Raw genomic sequence first — 16,870 nt, forward strand, 5'->3', positions numbered from 1 at the left:
TTGGCAGGTTAATAAATGCGTCAGCGAATAGAGAAGATTTTTCAGCAATGGTCGGTGAGTTGGCGTGATGCGCTGATTGCCTCTGTTGGTGGCGCAGTCGCATGGCTGATCTGTCAGTGGATGCTGGGGCAGCCGCGCCCTCTCTTCGCGATGGTGACAGCCGTTATCTGTCTTGCGCCCAATCTGCCCAATCATGGCAAACAGGCGATTGGCGTGATCGCAGGTGTGACGACTGGCGTGCTGGTGGGCGAGTTTTCTCTGCTTCTGCCCCATACGATTCCGGTTCTGCATATGAGTGTTGTCACCTGCATCGCCATGGTGATTGCAACGACCTTCGGTCTTGCGCCGGCTATCGCCATTCAATCGGGCGTTTCTGCTATTCTTGTCCTGGCAATGGGGCCGCAGGTCGCGGGAATGACACGGCTTATTGATGTTCTTGTGGGCGCGGGTGTCGGGCTTTTGTTCAGTCAGATATTGTTGACACCCGATCCGGTGCGCCTGATCGACAGAGCCGTGCGGGGACTTGTCGATAATATCCTGAAAGGTCTCAAAAAGTCGGCAATTGCGTTGGAAACACAAGATGTTATCCACGCACAGAGCGCAATCAACCAGTTTACACAGGCGCAACGCGCGGTCAACGCGCTGGGGGATGGCATAGCGCTCGCCCGGTCAAACGCGCGCTGGTCTTTGCGCGGTCGGCTGGTTGCGCGCGAGATCAGTGAAATGGCAGGCCGCTATGATCGCCGCGGCATCCGCCTTTATGCAACGGCTCTGCTCTTTGGAGAGGCCGTCGGTAATGCGCTTCGTAAGAAGGAAGCGTCGCCGCCCGAATGGATTTCACAATCGCTTCAATCGGTCATCCATAATTGTAATCTGGGCGAGGGCGACGCGCCTGAACGCCTTTCACCTGTGCCGCAGGATATTGATTTCAGTTGGCGGGATGCGGCTTTCCGGCTGCAATCAATGAACGAGACATTGCTGCATTTTCTTCATTCAGGCCAGCCAGACAGCGTGCCAACGCGCCCCCCAAAAAACAGACCGGATATACAGGCCGGTTAGGCTGCTTTTGCGGGATGCCGAAAAATTGAACACAATTCGAGTGATTGTCTCAATCAGAAAAATTCAGTTGTGCACGATTACCCAAAGCGTATTTTCAGCGCTATGAATCAAGCACTCTCCCAAACAAATTCGCATCGTATTGCTCTTCGTTACGCTTTTGGCGGCTTTTTCGCCATGATTGCGGCAATGGGGATCGGCCGCTTTATTTACACGCCGATCCTTCCCGGCATGATGGTGGATGTGGGTTTTAATGCCGCAGATGCAGGCTTTATCGCTTCCGCCAACTATGTTGGGTATCTGTTGGGAGCAATGGTTGCGGGCTATGGCTGGTCAGCGGGGATTGAACGCAAAAGCGTCATTGCCGGTTTGATCATCAGTGCGGTTCTCTGTGCCGCGATGGCATTTTTTGATGGCGTTTGGCCGTTTTCGATCATTCGTTTTGCAGCAGGCTTTATCAGCGCCGTGACGATGATTCTTGGCACGACAATCGTGCTTAGCCATATAGCGATTGCCGAACGGGCAGAGCTTGGTGCGCTGCATTTTGGCGGGGTTGGCGCAGGTATTGCGCTTTCAGCGATCATGGTTGCGGGTATCCGGTTTTCTGGACTTGATTGGCGGGCCGACTGGATTGGAGCTGCCATTTTAAGTCTGGTCATGGCTGTTCTGGTGGTTGCGCTTGTGAAGGAAGGGCCGGTTGGCGGAGCCAATGGCAAGCGTGAACCGACACTGCCAAGCAGCTTTGCTTTTAATGCGATTTCAATAGCCTATGGCATTTTTGGCTTTGGCTATGTGATCACGGCAACGTTCATCATCACAATCGTACGGGCAAATGATGGTGGCTCGTTGATGGAAGCAGCCGTGTGGGTTGTGACGGGATTATGCGCTGCACCTTCGATCTGGCTCTGGTCGCCTGCCATTCGGAAGTTTGGTCTCTTTATCGCTTTTGCGCTGACTGCGGCAATCGAAGCTCTCGGTGTGGCGGCAAGCGTGTTGCTTCCGCCACCTTTGGGGCCATTGGTTGGCGGTGCATTGCTTGGCATAACCTTTATGGCGCTAACGGCCTTCGGGCTTCAGACCGCGCGTGTGCTTGCACCGCAGTCGCCGAAGCGTGCCCTTGCAAGGATGACGGTTTGTTTCAGCATCGGACAGATTGCAGGGCCGCTGATTGCAGGCTTCATGGCGCAACGCTTTGGCTCGTTCACTGTCCCCACTCTCGTTGCAGCCTTTGCCCTCCTGATGACGGCGATCATTGCTTACGCCGCTGGGCGTGCTGCCAAGTAATGGAAAACCTTAAAAAAATTTAATTGGTAAACAGTTTTGGATCGGTGCCTTATGCAGCCAACATACTTGTTGGACCTATTGCAATGTTCGTATCCTTTTTCCCGCGTCCTAAGCTGTTCTTCTCATCCGTGCTCGTTTGGACACTGCTTGCCATTATTGGCTGGTATGAAGGTGGTGCGGCACTCGGAGGTTTAATCGGTTTGCCACCGGCGGCAGCTGATGCTGCACCCATCATTGGCGCAAGCCTCTTCTGGTCTGCGCCTTTCCTTTGGTTTTATATCTATTTTGCTGTTGCCGTGTTCGCATTCTATGCGGTCTGGTCATGGTTTGCGCCGCATCCATGGCAGCGATGGTCTGTGCTCGGTTCGGCTTTGATTCTGTTTGCGACCTATTTCAGTGTGCAGGTCAGCGTTGCGGTCAACGCATGGTATGGCCCGTTTTATGATATGGTGCAGAAGGCGCTGGGAACGCCCGGCTCGGTGCAGGCAGTTGATTTTTACTGGAGTATGGTGGACTTCGCAGGCATTGCCTTTGTTGGTGTCACCATTGGCGTGCTGAGCGCGTTTTTCACCAGCCATTATATCTTCCGCTGGCGCACGGCGATGAATGATTTTTACATGAGCCACTGGCCGAAACTGCGTTCGGTCGAAGGCGCTGCGCAGCGCGTTCAGGAAGATACAATGCGCTTTTCTACGACCGTTGAACAGCTGGGCGTCAATCTGATCAAGGCGATCATGACGCTGATCGCGTTTCTTCCGGTGTTGTTTTCGTTTTCTGACAGGGTGAGCGAGTTGCCAATCATCGGGCTGGTGCCGCATGCGCTGGTATGGGCGGCAATTGTCTGGGCGCTGTTTGGCACCGGCTTTCTGGCGCTGGTCGGCATCAAACTGCCGGGGCTGGAATTCAACAATCAGCGCGTGGAAGCGGCCTATCGTAAGGAGTTGGTCTATGGTGAAGATCATGCGCATCGTGCCGAGCCGCTTACGATGGGAGAACTGTTCTCCAGTGTCCGCCAGAATTATTTTCGGCTCTACTTTCACTACGTCTATTTCAACGTTGCCCGTATCTTTTATTTGCAGGCTGACAGTATTTTTCCGACACTTATTCTGGTGCCATCAATTGTTGCGGGCAAGCTGACGCTTGGCCTGATGAACCAGATACTCAATGTATTTGATCAGGTGCGTGGGTCGTTCCAGTATCTCGTTAATTCATGGACGACCATTATCGAACTTCTTTCGATCTATAAGCGTCTGCGTGGCTTTGAAGCGGTGATTTATGAGGAGCCATTGCCGGTGCTGGATCAGGAAAATCTCGGCCTGATGTCATAATCTTTACGATCTTCTCTGCGCGGCGCTGTCGCCCGGAGCGATGATTGTGTTGAGATAATCATTATATGTCGTGCATTTCACATCAGGCTTGTTGCAGACCTCGGATACGAGACGTTCCATGGCGCGCCAGTAAGCCCCGTCATTCATTAGCACAAAGTGAAAGCCAAGCTGTAAGGGAATGCGCTCACCATTATACTGTTTGTCGAAGGCCGTTCGGAAAGCTTTATAGGCACGTTCTTCAAACACAGCTGCCTGGGCGGGCGCTTCCTTGCCTTTGGAGTGGCGGACATAAAGATTGTAATCCATACCCACGATAAGCCGCTGCGACGGGCCTTCAGGAATAAGCGGCAGACCGAAAGACGCAAACTGCCCAGTGATCTGTGGCAGTTCCGGTCCACGCGTGATCGATGATGCTTGATAGCGGAAGCCATTGGCTTTCAATGCATCCTGTACGGGCTTTGATGCCGCAAGATAGGGCGCGCGGAAGCCGTTTATGCCGTGGCGCGCCAGTTCTTGCCAGCCCTCGGGCTCGCCGTCGATACCGTTATTCTTATAAGCATCGGCAGTGATGCGGCGGAATTCTTTGATTTCCTTGTCCCAGTCGGCCGTGGACCAGTTGGTGCCATCAAAATGGCCGCAGCCATGGCTGGCAATTTCGTTCCCTTCCAGGTGCGCCTGCCAGATATTATCAAGGCGCGTCACAACTTCATCATGGCTCAAAGCAAAGCCGACATTGGATGCACCGGCACGTTTTTGGGGCGGTTGATAATCGCGGCGGTTTTTCTTTTCCATCAAAAAGACGCAGGACAGGAAATAAGTGAAATGCGCATTGTTGTTTTTCGCCAGTTCGCGTGAACGGGTCCAAAGCTTGTTGTCATGCGCGCCGTCAAAAGAGATCAGCACATATTGCGGCTTAGAGGTTTCTGCCTGAGCCGGATTTGTGACAAAAGCAAAAGAGGCCGTGACAGCAAGGACAGAAGAAAGAATACGCATAAGAGAGTGAACGCCACTTTGGGGGAAAGGTTGCTTCCTACGTGTTGAATAAGGCGAAGCTCGGACACAAATACAGATTGTTCGGGTAAGGTGCAGCTTATTTCGCTGACGGGTCTTACATATGGCGCGAATTCCGACTAAAAGCGCCTGAACATAGAAATTAAGATCAACAGTTTTCAGAGCGTGGCTTTATGCGCAGAGCGCTCAAGTAAAAAATGGCAGGTCCATGGCAGACGACAGTTTCATTCGCGAGGTAAACGAAGAGCTCCGTTCGGAACGGGCGAAGCAGGTTTGGAAAAACTTTGGCCCTCTTCTAATTGGCGCGGCGATTGCGATTGTAATCGGTACAGCCGGCTGGGTCGGTTATAAGCACTGGACTGAGAGCAAGGCATCTGCCTCTGGCGATAAGTTTCTGGCGGCTCTCGATCTCGCCGCTTCCGGCAAGAACGAAGAAGCCATCGCCGCACTCGATGATCTTGAAAAGACAGGCTATGGCTCTTATCCGGTACTGGCGCGTTTGCGTGCTGCCTCTGTGCTGGCGGAGAAGGGTGATGTGCCAGCGGCTGTTACGGCTTTTGATGCGGTTGCAGCGGATAATGCAGTTCCCGCGCCGATGCGCGACATAGCGCGCATTCGTGCAGCCTATCTGCTGGTGGATTCTGGTTCTTATGATGATGTCGCAAAGCGCGTTGAAACGCTTTCGGCAGACGGCAATCCAATGCGTTCGAGTGCGCGTGAGACCCTTGGTCTGGCAGCATGGAAAGCGGAGCGTTTCGACGACGCCGCAAAACTTTACCAGCAGATTGCCAATGACACACTGGCTCCGGCGAACATCCGCCAGCGCGCCAATACAATGCTTGATCTCATGCGCGGCGCTGGCATTAAAATGCCAGAAGCTCAGGGCTGAGCTAAACCAATTTCGGAGTAATACGAACCTATGGGTTTCACTCTCGCCATTGTCGGGCGTCCCAATGTCGGCAAGTCCACCCTGTTTAATCGCCTCGTCGGCCGCAAGCTGGCGCTGGTTGATGACTTGCCGGGTGTCACGCGCGACCGGCGTATTCATGATGCCAAGCTTTATGATTTGAAGTTTCAGGTCATTGATACGGCTGGTCTTGAAGATGCTGCCAATGACAGTCTGGAAGCGCGCATGCGTGCCCAGACGGAGGCTGCCATTCAGGAAGCTGACGCCATTCTTTTCGTCATTGACGCGAAAGCCGGGCTGACGCCAGCCGATAGCACTTTTGCCGAACTGGTCCGCCGTTCCGGCAGGCCTGTTGTGCTGGTCGCAAACAAGGCGGAAGCGAGGGGCGCGCAAACTGGCCTCTATGATGCTTTCCAGCTTGGCCTTGGGGAACCATGTCCTGTTTCTGCTGAACATGGTCAGGGCATGCCCGATTTGCGTGACGCAATTGTCGCGCTTCTGGGCGAAGAGCGTGCATTTGCCGATCAACGTGCAGAAGAAGCTGCGGAAGAGGCTTTCACGCCGGCTGCCGTTGGTGAGTTGATTGGCGATGATATTGAAGACCCGGATGAGGAAATCATCCCGGATTATGATGCCACCAAGCCGTTGCGCATTGCCATTGTTGGACGTCCGAATGCGGGTAAGTCCACGATGATCAACACAATGCTTGGCGAAGATCGTCTGCTGACAGGGCCTGAAGCCGGTATCACGCGCGATTCGATCTCGGTCGAGTGGGAATGGCGCGGACGCAATATCAAGCTTTACGATACGGCTGGTCTCCGTCGTAAATCGCGCGTGCAGGAAAAGCTTGAGAAGCTTTCGGTTGCCGATGGTCTTCGTGCGATCCGCTTTGCGGAAGTGGTGATTATCGTGCTTGATGCGACGATCCCTTTTGAAAAGCAGGATTTGCAGATCGTCGATCTGATCATCCGCGAAGGCCGTGCGCCGGTTATTGCGTTCAACAAATGGGATCTGATCGAAGATCGCCAGATGGTTCTCGAAGATCTTTACGAAAAGACGGCGCGGCTTCTGCCACAGGTGCGTGGCCTTCGTGCTGTGCCGATTTCCGGTGAGCGCGGGCAGGGGCTGGACAAGCTCATGGAGAATGTCGTCAAGACCCATGAAATCTGGAACCGCCGCATTTCGACGGGTCGTCTGAACCGTTGGCTTGAAGGCGTTATTGCGCACCAGCCACCGCCGGCAGTTTCTGGCCGTCGCCTCAAAGTCAAATACATGACGCAGATCAAGACCCGCCCACCGGGCTTCGTGGTCTCCTGTTCACGCCCTGATGCGATGCCGCAATCTTATGTGCGTTATCTCATCAATGGCCTGCGTGAGACATTTGATATGCCGGGCGTGCCGATCCGTCTGTCGCTCAAGACGTCGGACAATCCGTTTGCGGGTCGCGCAAAAAAGAAGAGATAAATGAAAGCCCGGTTGTGAAACCGGGCTTTCTTTTTGCGGGAAACGCGTCCTCAGAGCATTTAAAGTTCTAGCCGAAAACGCCGCCCTCATCAGCGTCGACAGTAATCGACAATGTGACATGGCGTGGGCGCGTGAGCGCAAAGAGCACAGATTCAACGATATCGCGGCTTGTGGCTGCCTGTCCCTTTTTTCGATGGGCGGAGGCTTCCCAGTTGTTCTCCAGGGGCGACGCGTCTTCGAGGTAGGGCGGGTGCACGATGATGGAACGCACTGGCGTTCCGGCAAGCTTTTGCCGTAGGCCGTCTGCCAGTGCAGCCTGTGCGCGCTTTGCAGCATAGAACGGCACCGAAACTGTTTGTAAGGGCGCATTTGGCAGGCCACTGATCGAACCGATGGTCACAATATCCGGGCGCGATGACGCGTTGAGAAGGGGCAGCATCCCTTGCGTGAACATAAATGTTCCGGTTACCGCGGCATTGATGACGCCCGAAACTTCCTCAATGGAATATTCGTCCTCTCTGTCTTCCAGCCACATAGCGCCATTGTTGATAAGAATATCGATAGAACTGTGGTCCGCTTTGATTGTTTCCATAGCGGCAGCCACGCTTGTCATGTCTGCAAGATCGACCTGCACTGTTTGCACCTTGCACCCCGTATGTGCCGCAATTTTATGGGCAGTCTCTTCAAGTGCCTTCAGGTTGCGACCGCACAGCACGAGATCACACCCGGCTTCGGCGAGGGAAAAAGCAAGAGCAGCACCCAAACCACGTGCGGCGCCTGTTAAAACGGCAGTCGTTCCGTCTAAGCGGGACATGTGTGCTCCTTCGGTTCATTCATTGTGATTGTCTCTTATTCGTCTTTGGTGACTTGAGAAACTCTTATCTGTCTGCTACTTCGCCGCCTCCTGAAAATCCCCACCATTAGAGGCAGATTATGACGACCGTTAGCCAGAGCCAGTTTGACGGCGTTACACTGGGCATCGATTTCGGTACAACGAACACTGTTCTGTCTCTGGCCTCGCCAGATGGTAGGACGGCTGTGCTGAGTGTGCCAAAGGATGGCGTCGACATGACCGGCTACCGCTCGATTCTCTGTTTCTGGCAGGATCGGGAAACTGGTGAGCGCACCTGCGAAAGCGGGGCATGGGCGATGGATGCCTTTGTGAATGCACCGCATTCAACGCGTATGCTGCAATCATTCAAGACGTTTGCGGCTCAAAAATCCTTCACCGATACGCCGGTCTTCGGCAAGCGTTTCAAGTTTGAAGATATTTTAGAGACGTTTCTTCAATCCGTTGCAGCACGCCTTGGTGATCGCCTGCCTCCAAAGGGCAATCGTGTCATTATTGGCCGTCCGGTCATTTTTGCCGGAGTATCGCCGGACGAAGACCTGGCCATGCAGCGTTATGAAAAAGCGTTCCGTGCTTTTGGCTTCACCGACATTCACTATGTTTATGAGCCTGTGGCGGCGGCATATTTTTATGCACAGGAACTCAAAACCCAATCCACCGTTCTGGTCGCTGACTTTGGTGGTGGTACGAGCGATTTTTCCATCGTGCGTTTTGACGTGGGTGCGAATGGTTTGAGTTTCACGCCGCTGAGCCAGACAGGTCTTGGCATTGCGGGCGACACATTTGATTATCGCATCATCGACAATGCGGTGTCGCCGCTCCTTGGCAAAAATGGCGAGTATAAATCTTTTGGCAAGCGCCTGCCGATACCGCGGCATTATTATGCAAATTTCGCGCGCTGGAACACATTGTTTCTGATGAATTCGCCCGCAACTATTCGCGCACTGACCGATCTTGCCAAGAATGCAGTTGATCCTGAGCCGCTTGAACATTTCATTCATCTGATCGAAAACGACTACGGTTATGAAATTTATCGGGCCGTCTCAAATCTCAAGGTTCGCCTGTCGTCGGAAAAAGTATCCGAACTGCATTTCAAGGCCGATGATTTTGAAATTCGTTCGGCTATCACGCGCGATGATTTCGATAGTTGGATTGCCAGCGATGTGGCTAATATCGAGCAATCCGTTGAGCAGGCCGTGCAAAATGCCGGGCTGACGTTTGATGGCATCGACCGTGTGTTTCTGACGGGCGGCACTTCCTTCGTGCCGGCCATTCGCACGGCCTTCGAGCGGCGCTTCCCCGATGCAATGGTTACAAGTTCGAATCAGTTTGATTCGATTGCCAATGGTCTGGCATTGATTGGCCAGAGTGACGACATTCAACGCTGGGCGGTTAAGCCGAATTAAAGCGGGTTGGTTGTGCCTGCCCATTTTAAATTCATTTTTTACGCCGAATAGATCGCGAAGGGAGAAGCTTGCGCTCATTTGTTGTTTAGATGTTCAAAAAAGCAAATGAAAACAAGCAAGCGGCGCCTGGTGTTAATTCAAAATTAATCAATATTTTCAAAGGGTAAACGAAAATCTGTTAACCATCCATCAAGGTTAATGCTCCATTATTCGCTATAGTTAAGTAATTGTTGCGAGTGGAGTTTGCGGTGCGTTTTGGTTCCATACGAGCGCTGTTTGGCCGGTCGAAGGCCGTTGCCGAGCCGGTATGGCACTATCCGGTGACGGGCTATTGCCCGGAGGATGGTCGCTATTACGCCGTGCGTGCCAAGCCACGTCAGGTCGTGCGCAAACCACACCGTATGGTACCGCTCGTTCTGGCCGCAATCACCTATCTTTTCAATTCCAATGCAATTGCCTTTCAGGATATGGCAAGCCTGGTTCCGAGCGCTGATATTGCCGGTCATCGCTGGACGGCATTCGTCGCCAAAGCACCCGTTGGCTCGCTTCATCAGGCGGAAATGCCTTTCGTTGACGCAACGACTGTAACCGGCAGTATTTCCAGCGGTGGCATTGAAGTTCCGGGCATCGGTCGTGTTGCGCTTTCGGGTGGCCACAAAACCGCAAAGCTTGGCGTTGACGACCCGAACCCGGATGAAAACCGTATCAATCGCGCGGATAAAACGGACCGCATCGTTTCGGTCAAGCCGAAGGCGCCGGCGCGTGCATTTAACGCGGGCAGCATGTTTGAAAAAATCAGCATGATCACCGCGCCGCGCGAAAAGATCGATGCGCGGATGGCTTTCTCCAAGTCCAGCATAGAAGGGAAGGAGGTTGAGATTGCGATGGCGTTCCACGCGATCAAACCGCCCAAGCCCAAAAGTGACATTCCTGTTCAATTGGCAAAGCTTATAAACAACGATCAGCCCGACGTTCTCGCGTTGGGCTACGCGCCGTCTAAGCCGGATTATGGCAAAACCTCTCCATTTGAGAGCATTTTGACGCCAGAGGCCGATGCAGGCCGGTTTGTGCCTCCAATCAGCAGTCAGGATCATGCTTGGGCCGCAACGCCTTTACCCGCCGAGTCGTTTGGAGCAAAAGAACAGAAATGTCTTGCAGAGGCCGTTTATTACGAAGCGCGCGGCGAAACGGTCAAGGGGCAGGTGGCTGTCGCGCAGGTTGTGCTTAATCGGGTGCGCAATCCCGCCTATCCAGGAACCATCTGCGGCGTTGTTTATCAAAATCGCAACTGGTTGAATGCCTGTCAGTTTTCGTTTGCCTGCGATGGTCAGAAACATCGTGTAACCGAAATGCCGCAATGGCGCATGGCGCAGCAGGTTGCCAAAACGGTGACTGCAGGCCGCATCTGGTTGCCGGATGTTGGCTCTTCCACGCATTATCATGCAACCTATGTCAGCCCTTTCTGGGCGCCAACCATGAAGAAAATGACCAAGATCGGACTTCATGTGTTTTACCGGACCTATGGCGGCGGTTGGAGCTGATACAGCCCGTCATGGAAAATCACTTTCGCACACATTTATTTGTTTCGTATGCCGGTCGAAACAGGTGCAGATTGGTGAATCTCTCTGCTGACCGACGCCCAATTTGATTCCAATTTTTGGGCCGAATGGCTGTGTGATTTTTGCCTTTGGGTGGAAAATGAGTCGCACCAGGGGCTAAATTATTGTATTTCCAAGAGAAAAAACCTTTTGAAGCAACTGCTTCACTGCCTTGACTAGCGGGCGGTGTGTCAATATGTTGCGCGCAACTTGGAAATGGGCTTTCAACGCCCGCGTTTCTTGCAAAAAGGAGCTGCCAATGACGAGCGGCACTGAACCGGGAAAAGCACCTGGCGAAGGCAAGAATGCAGGCGGGAAAACTGTTTCCGGGGGGCTGGATCAGCGTTTGAATCGCCTTGAAGCCGAATTGGCCAAAAAGGGTATGTTCAAAGCTCCGGCTTCCGAGGATGAGCGATCGGAAACTTCCAGTTCCGTTGCGCAAGCCATGAAACTCTCCAGTGAATTTATCGCTGGTATCATAGTTGGCGCGCTGATTGGTTGGTTTGTTGATCGTTACGCAGGCACGTCGCCTTGGGGGTTGATCATCTTTCTCCTTCTAGGCTTTGGTGCAGGCACCCTCAACGTGCTCCGTTCCGCAGGTTATGTCGCCGATCAAGGCAATATTAAGTCTGACGTGGATAAGGGCAAGAAAGACTAAGTCTTAGCGGACATGACAAGAATGTTCGCGTATAGACGCTTGTGACAACGGGCCTTTGGTCCGTGACTGAAACGCCCAAGCGAACCTTTGGTTCGCCAGTGAAGTGCCTTAGGGCAGGAACGACAGACGAGGTTAAGTTGGCCAACGATCCGATTCATCAGTTCCAGGTTTCCCGATTGATTCCGATCGACGTCGGTGGATTGGACCTGTCGTTCACCAATGTTTCGGCCTTCATGGTCGCAACTGTGGTGCTCGCATCCGGTTTTCTTTATTTCACATCGTCGAGCCGTGGATTGATCCCAAGCCGCCTTCAGTCGGTTTCGGAGATGGCTTATGAATTCGTGGCGTCAAGCTTGAGAGATTCGGCCGGTTCGAAGGGTATGAAGTTCTTCCCCTTCGTTTTCTCGCTGTTCATGTTTATTCTGGTCGCAAACTTTATCGGTCTGTTTCCTTACTTCTACACGGTCACCAGCCAGATCATCGTAACATTTGCGCTGTCGCTGCTCGTTATTGGAACAGTCATCATTTACGGTTTCTACAAGCACGGCATTGGCTTCCTGAAGCTTTTCGTGCCAAGCGGCGTGCCGGGCATTATCGTGCCACTGGTTGTTGCCATTGAAATCATTTCTTTCCTTTCGCGTCCAATCAGCCTCTCGGTTCGTCTTTTCGCGAACATGCTCGCAGGCCACATCACGCTCAAGGTTTTCGCAGGCTTTGTTGTCTCGCTCAGCTCGCTTGGAGCGCTGGGTGTGGGTGGCGCTATCCTGCCTCTCATCATGACGGTCGCGATCACCGCGCTTGAGTTTCTGGTTGCGTTCCTCCAGGCCTACGTCTTCACCGTTCTCACCTGCATGTACATCAACGACGCAGTACATCCGGGTCACTAAAGCATGTTGCGGAAAAGTGGTTTACCGGTTTTCCGACAACAACATGCGTAATGAAAATATTTAAAGCGCCTCGTATTGCTATAATAAAACACGAAGCGCTTTGAGGTTCTCACCGGCGGGTTTCCGCCAGAACAGAAATCCGCACTAATTTGCAATCCAGAAGGAGCTTTAACATGGAAGCGGAAGCAGCAAAGTACATCGGCGCCGGTCTCGCCTGTTTCGGTATGGCCGGTACGGCTCTCGGCCTCGGCAACATTTTCGGTAGCTATCTCTCGGGCGCTCTGCGTAACCCATCCGCTGCTGACAGCCAGTTCGGCCGTCTCGTGTTCGGTTTCGCTGTGACGGAAGCTCTGGGCATCTTCTCGCTGCTCATCGCGCTTCTGCTCCTCTTCGCTGTTTAATCAACAGTCGCAAGAAACTGGCCTGCCGCGATCTGTATCTTGAAATGCAGCGCGGCTGGCCTTTGCATATGAAGTCTGAGTGAGCATGGTTCAATTTTTCCGGTTCTTTTGCCCGGAAATGAATATGCTGGATTGAAGGGGAAATCTGGATGTTCGTGTCCACGGCGTTTGCCCAAACCGCCACCGAATCGCAACCGGCACCAGCTGCTGGCGAGCACGGCGCAGCCGATGCTGTGCACACCGAAACCGGGGTCGCGCACGATGCCGGACACGGCAGCGGCGTATTCCCGCCGTTTGATTCTACCCATTACGCATCACAGCTTCTGTGGCTGGCGATCACTTTCGGCCTTTTCTATCTGTTCCTCTCGCGCGTGGTTCTTCCACGTATCGGTGGCGTGATCGAAAACCGTCGTGACCGTATTGCACAGGATCTTGAGCAGGCCGCCCGCCTCAAGCAGGATGCTGACAACGCCATTGCTGCTTACGAGCAGGAACTGGCCTCTGCCCGCGCCAAGGCTGCTTCGATTGCTGAAGCTGCCCGCGAAAAGGGCAAGGGCGAAGCGAATGCTGAACGTGCAGCTGCTGAGGTAGCCCTTGAAGGCAAGCTTGCTGAAGCGGAAGAACGTATCGCAGCAATCAAGGCGAAGGCCATGAGCGATGTCGGTACGATTGCCGAAGAAACAACGTCTGCGATTGTTGAACAGCTTTTGGGCACAAAGGCTGACAAGGCTGATGTGACCGCAGCCGTCAAAACCGCAAACGCCTGAGGAGACGAAAATGGATTCAACATTTTGGGCGCTTGTTGCGCTTATTCTCTTCATCGCACTGATTGTTTATCTGAAGGTTCCGGGTATGATCGGTCGCTCACTTGATGAGCGTGCCGAGAATATCAAGAAGGAACTCGAAGAAGCCCGCACCCTGCGCGAAGAAGCCCAGCAGCTTCTTGCTGAATACCATCGCAAGCGCAAGGAAGCGGAAAAAGAAGCAGGCGACATTGTTGCCGCTGCTGAACGCGAAGCAAAGGCTCTTCTCGAAGACGCCAAGCGTGCGACCGAAGAATATGTCGTTCGCCGCAACAAGCTTGCTGAGCAGAAGATTGCAACCGCTGAAACCGATGCAATCAATGCAGTCCGTGCTTCGGCTGTTGATCTGGCAATTGCAGCCGCTGGCAAGATCGTTGCCGACAAGGTTGATACCAAAGTTGCAGGCACCCTGTTCAAGGATGCAGTCGGTCAGGTTAAATCCAACCTGAACTAAGTTCATCTCTAATAGAGTTTTATAAGCCGCCTCAAAAGGGCGGCTTTTTTATTTGGGTTTTGGCTAAAATATGAAGCTATGCAACATTTAGAAGGGAGTGCTGCCTCGCGCAAAGCAACCCAAGTTTTTGGAGTTTCGCTCAGAGGTGTGACGCCGTACCCTGGGTTTGGTTGAAATTGGGAGGCTCTTGAGAGGATAAGGGGGGCTTTGATGCAGGACGATAATCGCCGTTTGGAGCGTGGCAGAGCAAAGCTCACATCATTACATGCAGACTCAAGCTGTAGCGTCGTTGAAGCTTTAGACGACATTGCGCCAGATTTTGCCCGTTATATTTATGAATTTGCTTATGGTGACATTTACAGCAGACCGGGCCTTGTGGCGCGCGACCGCCAGATTGGCACGATAGCGGCGTTAACGGCACTGGGACATAACTCGCAGCAGTTGAAAGCACATATTCTGGCAGGCATGAACACCGGACTGACACGGGAGGAAATCGTTGAGGTTATAATCCAAATGGCTGTCTATGCTGGTTTTCCCGCAGCGATGAATGGCCTTGCTGTCGCAAAGGAAGCCTTCAGCGAGTTTGACAAGCACTCCTGCTAGTCAAACGTTGCCGTAAAAATTCAACATACAGAACTGCATTAAATAGACGAAAAGCGGCCTTTAATTGGTGCAAAAGTATAGCGGTGAACGCCTGGTACGGGGCCAACTGCTTCGATAGCTGCACGGTGTTTAGCTGTGCCGTAACCCGCGTGCACCTCAAAGCCATATGCAGGATGAACCGCTGCACTGCGGGCCATCATGCGATCACGCGTGACTTTCGCCACAATCGACGCTGCTGCAATTGACATTGAGCGCTGATCGCCTTTTACCAATGCAGATCCCGGACAAGACAAACCGGGCGGAATATCGCGACCATCAATCAATGCGTGATCCGGGCTGAGTGTCAGGCCCAGAAACGAGCGGCGCATGGCTTCAAGCGCTGCTTTTCGAATGTCACTTCCATCAATGCTGCGCGCACTCAGGCTTGCGACCGAAACGGTGAGTGCTTTGGCCAGAATGATTTCGTAAAGCGCATCGCGCTTTTTGGCATTCAGGCGTTTGGAGTCATCCAGCCCCTCAGGCAGGTTTTCCGGATCAAGAACAACTGCAGCAGCAACAACGGGGCCTGCGAGCGGCCCGCGGCCAGCTTCATCAATACCTGCAATATGACGAAGCCCGCGCGCCATAAGCCTTGTCTCTTCTGAGAAGTCAGGTGCAAGCGGGATGTCAAAGAGGAGCGGAGAATCAGAACTCAAGCGTTTCATTTGGCGGCAATGCTCGCATTGCTTCTGATTCTCCGCAAGGTCCCTGCCGAGGATAGTGGCGTAAAAGCAGGGGCCTTCCGTCCGAAAAAATCAGACGGAGATTAAATACACAACTGACAACTCTGACATGCTTGAAGCGAACAATAGGCTCGCAGCGCCTTGCTTTTGTGGATGACGGATCCCCACACGCGCTGCGGCTCAAAAAAGAGAAAGTTGTTTGCCGCCTTTTTCGACAGGCTCGAACAGATCTGTCCGCAGCGCAACGCGCTTTGAATTGTAGCCGAGCTTGCGCGCAGCAATTTCAAAACGGCGCCCAATCTGCCAGGCATAGGGGCCTGTGCCGCGCATCCGCTTGCCCCATTCCGCATCATAGTCCTTGCCGTCACGCATCGAGCGTACCAGTGACATCACATGCCGATAGCGGTCAGGATAATTGCGCAGCAGCCAGTCTTTGAACAAAGGTGCCACTTCAAGCGGCAGACGCAGCAACACATAACCTGCTTCGCGCGCCCCTTGTGCGAAAGCAGCATCCAGAATGCGCTCGATCTCATGATCATTGATGCCGGGAATGACCGGCCCCATCATGACATTGGTTGGAATGCCGGCTTCGTTGAGCTTTCGAATGGCTTGAAGCCGCAAAGTTGGTGTTGATGCGCGCGGTTCCATCGTGCGCGCAAGGTTGGCATCCAGCGTGGTGACTGAAAGCGCGACTTTGGCCAGACCCTTTTCAGCCATACGGCTTAAAATATCGATGTCACGCACCACGAGCGCTGATTTGGTGACAATGCCGACGGGATGATTGGCAGCCTCCAGCACCTCGAGAATTTCGCGCATGATACGCCATTTCTTTTCGATGGGCTGATAAGGATCGGTGTTGGTGCCAATGGCGATCGTCTTGGGCTGGTAGCCGGGCTTCGCAAGTTCGCGTTCCAGAAGGCGGGGCGCATCCGGCTTGGCGAACAGGCGCGCCTCGAAATCAAGCCCGGCAGAAAGCCCCATATAGCTGTGCGTTGGACGGGCAAAGCAATAGATGCAGCCATGTTCGCAACCGCGATAGGGGTTGATAGAGCGGTCAAAATTGATATCGGGTGAATCATTGCGCGTGATGATGGTGCGGGGCTTTTCAATCTGCACGTCAGTCTTGAAAGCGGGCAGGTCTTCGAGCGTCTCCCATCCATCGTCAAATTCATGTCGTGTGGTCGGCTCAAAACGCCCTGTCGGATTGATGCCAGCGCCGCGTCCACGGCGCCGTGCGTGGTCAATACGTAAGCCTGCTTCGCTCACAAGCGCATTGGCGTGTTCTGCGCCTCCTGCTGCGAATGCTGCTTTGTCTGCCTGCTGGATAATTTCCATAACCGACTCTCTCGTTTCAGGCACTATTCGTAATCCAATAGTCGGAACAAATCAAGAACATTATGTCAGGCAGCTTTTCGATCACGCAGCCTTGATATAAAAG

Annotated in this window: 17 protein-coding genes; 13 read left to right on the top strand and 4 right to left on the bottom strand. The window is 53.3% G+C overall.

Annotated elements, in window-relative coordinates; all coding sequences use genetic code 11:
• Positions 1–15: 15 nt before the first annotated feature.
• The 3 genes from ABE530_RS02270 to sbmA all read left to right on the top strand — a co-directional run bounded on the left by ABE530_RS02270 (position 16) and on the right by sbmA (position 3,668).
• Complete coding sequence (locus ABE530_RS02270; protein WP_396996553.1) at positions 16–1,059, top strand: FUSC family protein; 1,044 nt, start codon at positions 16–18, stop codon at positions 1,057–1,059.
• A gap of 102 nt (positions 1,060–1,161) precedes the next feature.
• Positions 1,162–2,340, top strand: coding sequence for a YbfB/YjiJ family MFS transporter (locus ABE530_RS02275; RefSeq protein ID WP_499693457.1), 1,179 nt, complete (start codon positions 1,162–1,164; stop codon positions 2,338–2,340).
• Between the two features lie 83 nt (positions 2,341–2,423).
• On the top strand, positions 2,424–3,668 hold the full coding sequence (sbmA, locus tag ABE530_RS02280; RefSeq protein ID WP_499693458.1) for a peptide antibiotic transporter SbmA: 1,245 nt from the start codon (positions 2,424–2,426) through the stop codon (positions 3,666–3,668).
• Between the two features lie 3 nt (positions 3,669–3,671).
• On the opposite strand, the gene ABE530_RS02285 is transcribed toward sbmA, so the two are convergent.
• Positions 3,672–4,661: a polysaccharide deacetylase family protein gene (locus ABE530_RS02285; protein WP_499693459.1), complete on the bottom strand. Its 990-nt coding sequence runs from the start codon at positions 4,659–4,661 to the stop codon at positions 3,672–3,674.
• A gap of 226 nt (positions 4,662–4,887) precedes the next feature.
• Between ABE530_RS02285 and ABE530_RS02290 the strand changes: the two genes are divergently transcribed.
• Together ABE530_RS02290 and der are read left to right on the top strand one after the other, a co-directional pair.
• Complete coding sequence (locus ABE530_RS02290; protein WP_265983028.1) at positions 4,888–5,568, top strand: tetratricopeptide repeat protein; 681 nt, start codon at positions 4,888–4,890, stop codon at positions 5,566–5,568.
• A 30-nt stretch (positions 5,569–5,598) separates the two neighbouring features.
• Positions 5,599–7,050, top strand: a complete 1,452-nt coding sequence (gene der / locus ABE530_RS02295; RefSeq protein WP_265983029.1) for a ribosome biogenesis GTPase Der — start codon at positions 5,599–5,601, stop codon at positions 7,048–7,050.
• Positions 7,051–7,117: 67 nt separating this feature from the next.
• On the opposite strand, the gene ABE530_RS02300 is transcribed toward der, so the two are convergent.
• Positions 7,118–7,864 carry an SDR family oxidoreductase gene (locus ABE530_RS02300; RefSeq protein WP_499693460.1) on the bottom strand — a complete coding sequence of 249 codons (747 nt, stop codon included), beginning with the start codon at positions 7,862–7,864 and terminating at the stop codon, positions 7,118–7,120.
• A gap of 119 nt (positions 7,865–7,983) precedes the next feature.
• On the opposite strand from ABE530_RS02300, the gene ABE530_RS02305 reads away from it, so the two are divergent.
• The 8 genes from ABE530_RS02305 to ABE530_RS02340 all read left to right on the top strand — a co-directional run bounded on the left by ABE530_RS02305 (position 7,984) and on the right by ABE530_RS02340 (position 14,710).
• Positions 7,984–9,306, top strand: coding sequence for an Hsp70 family protein (locus ABE530_RS02305; RefSeq protein WP_265983031.1), 1,323 nt, complete (start codon positions 7,984–7,986; stop codon positions 9,304–9,306).
• Positions 9,307–9,554: 248 nt separating this feature from the next.
• Positions 9,555–10,847 carry a cell wall hydrolase gene (locus tag ABE530_RS02310; RefSeq protein WP_265983032.1) on the top strand — a complete coding sequence of 431 codons (1,293 nt, stop codon included), beginning with the start codon at positions 9,555–9,557 and terminating at the stop codon, positions 10,845–10,847.
• A gap of 316 nt (positions 10,848–11,163) precedes the next feature.
• Positions 11,164–11,562, top strand: a complete 399-nt coding sequence (locus ABE530_RS02315) for an AtpZ/AtpI family protein (protein ID WP_499693461.1) — start codon at positions 11,164–11,166, stop codon at positions 11,560–11,562.
• A gap of 137 nt (positions 11,563–11,699) precedes the next feature.
• Positions 11,700–12,449 (top strand): F0F1 ATP synthase subunit A, encoded by a 750-nt coding sequence (locus tag ABE530_RS02320; protein WP_095446113.1) that lies wholly within the window; start codon positions 11,700–11,702, stop codon positions 12,447–12,449.
• 173 nt (positions 12,450–12,622) lie between these two features.
• Positions 12,623–12,850, top strand: a complete 228-nt coding sequence (locus tag ABE530_RS02325; protein ID WP_007632966.1) for a F0F1 ATP synthase subunit C — start codon at positions 12,623–12,625, stop codon at positions 12,848–12,850.
• Positions 12,851–12,999: 149 nt separating this feature from the next.
• A complete protein-coding gene (locus tag ABE530_RS02330) occupies positions 13,000–13,617 on the top strand; it encodes a F0F1 ATP synthase subunit B (protein ID WP_499693462.1) in 618 nt (205 codons plus the stop codon).
• Positions 13,618–13,627: 10 nt separating this feature from the next.
• On the top strand, positions 13,628–14,107 hold the full coding sequence (locus ABE530_RS02335; RefSeq protein ID WP_265983035.1) for a F0F1 ATP synthase subunit B: 480 nt from the start codon (positions 13,628–13,630) through the stop codon (positions 14,105–14,107).
• Between the two features lie 210 nt (positions 14,108–14,317).
• Positions 14,318–14,710: a carboxymuconolactone decarboxylase family protein gene (locus ABE530_RS02340; RefSeq protein ID WP_265983036.1), complete on the top strand. Its 393-nt coding sequence runs from the start codon at positions 14,318–14,320 to the stop codon at positions 14,708–14,710.
• Between the two features lie 38 nt (positions 14,711–14,748).
• Here the strand turns inward: ABE530_RS02340 and rnhB are convergent, their stop codons facing one another.
• Entirely contained in the window at positions 14,749–15,414 is a 666-nt protein-coding gene (rnhB, locus tag ABE530_RS02345; protein ID WP_499693463.1) for a ribonuclease HII, read from the bottom strand.
• A 198-nt stretch (positions 15,415–15,612) separates the two neighbouring features.
• Complete coding sequence (locus ABE530_RS02350) at positions 15,613–16,767, bottom strand: PA0069 family radical SAM protein (RefSeq protein WP_265983038.1); 1,155 nt, start codon at positions 16,765–16,767, stop codon at positions 15,613–15,615.
• Positions 16,768–16,870 lie beyond the last annotated feature (103 nt).

The sequence above is a fragment of the Brucella sp. TWI559 genome (assembly GCF_039674265.1).
Classification (GTDB): domain Bacteria; phylum Pseudomonadota; class Alphaproteobacteria; order Rhizobiales; family Rhizobiaceae; genus Brucella; species Brucella chromiisoli.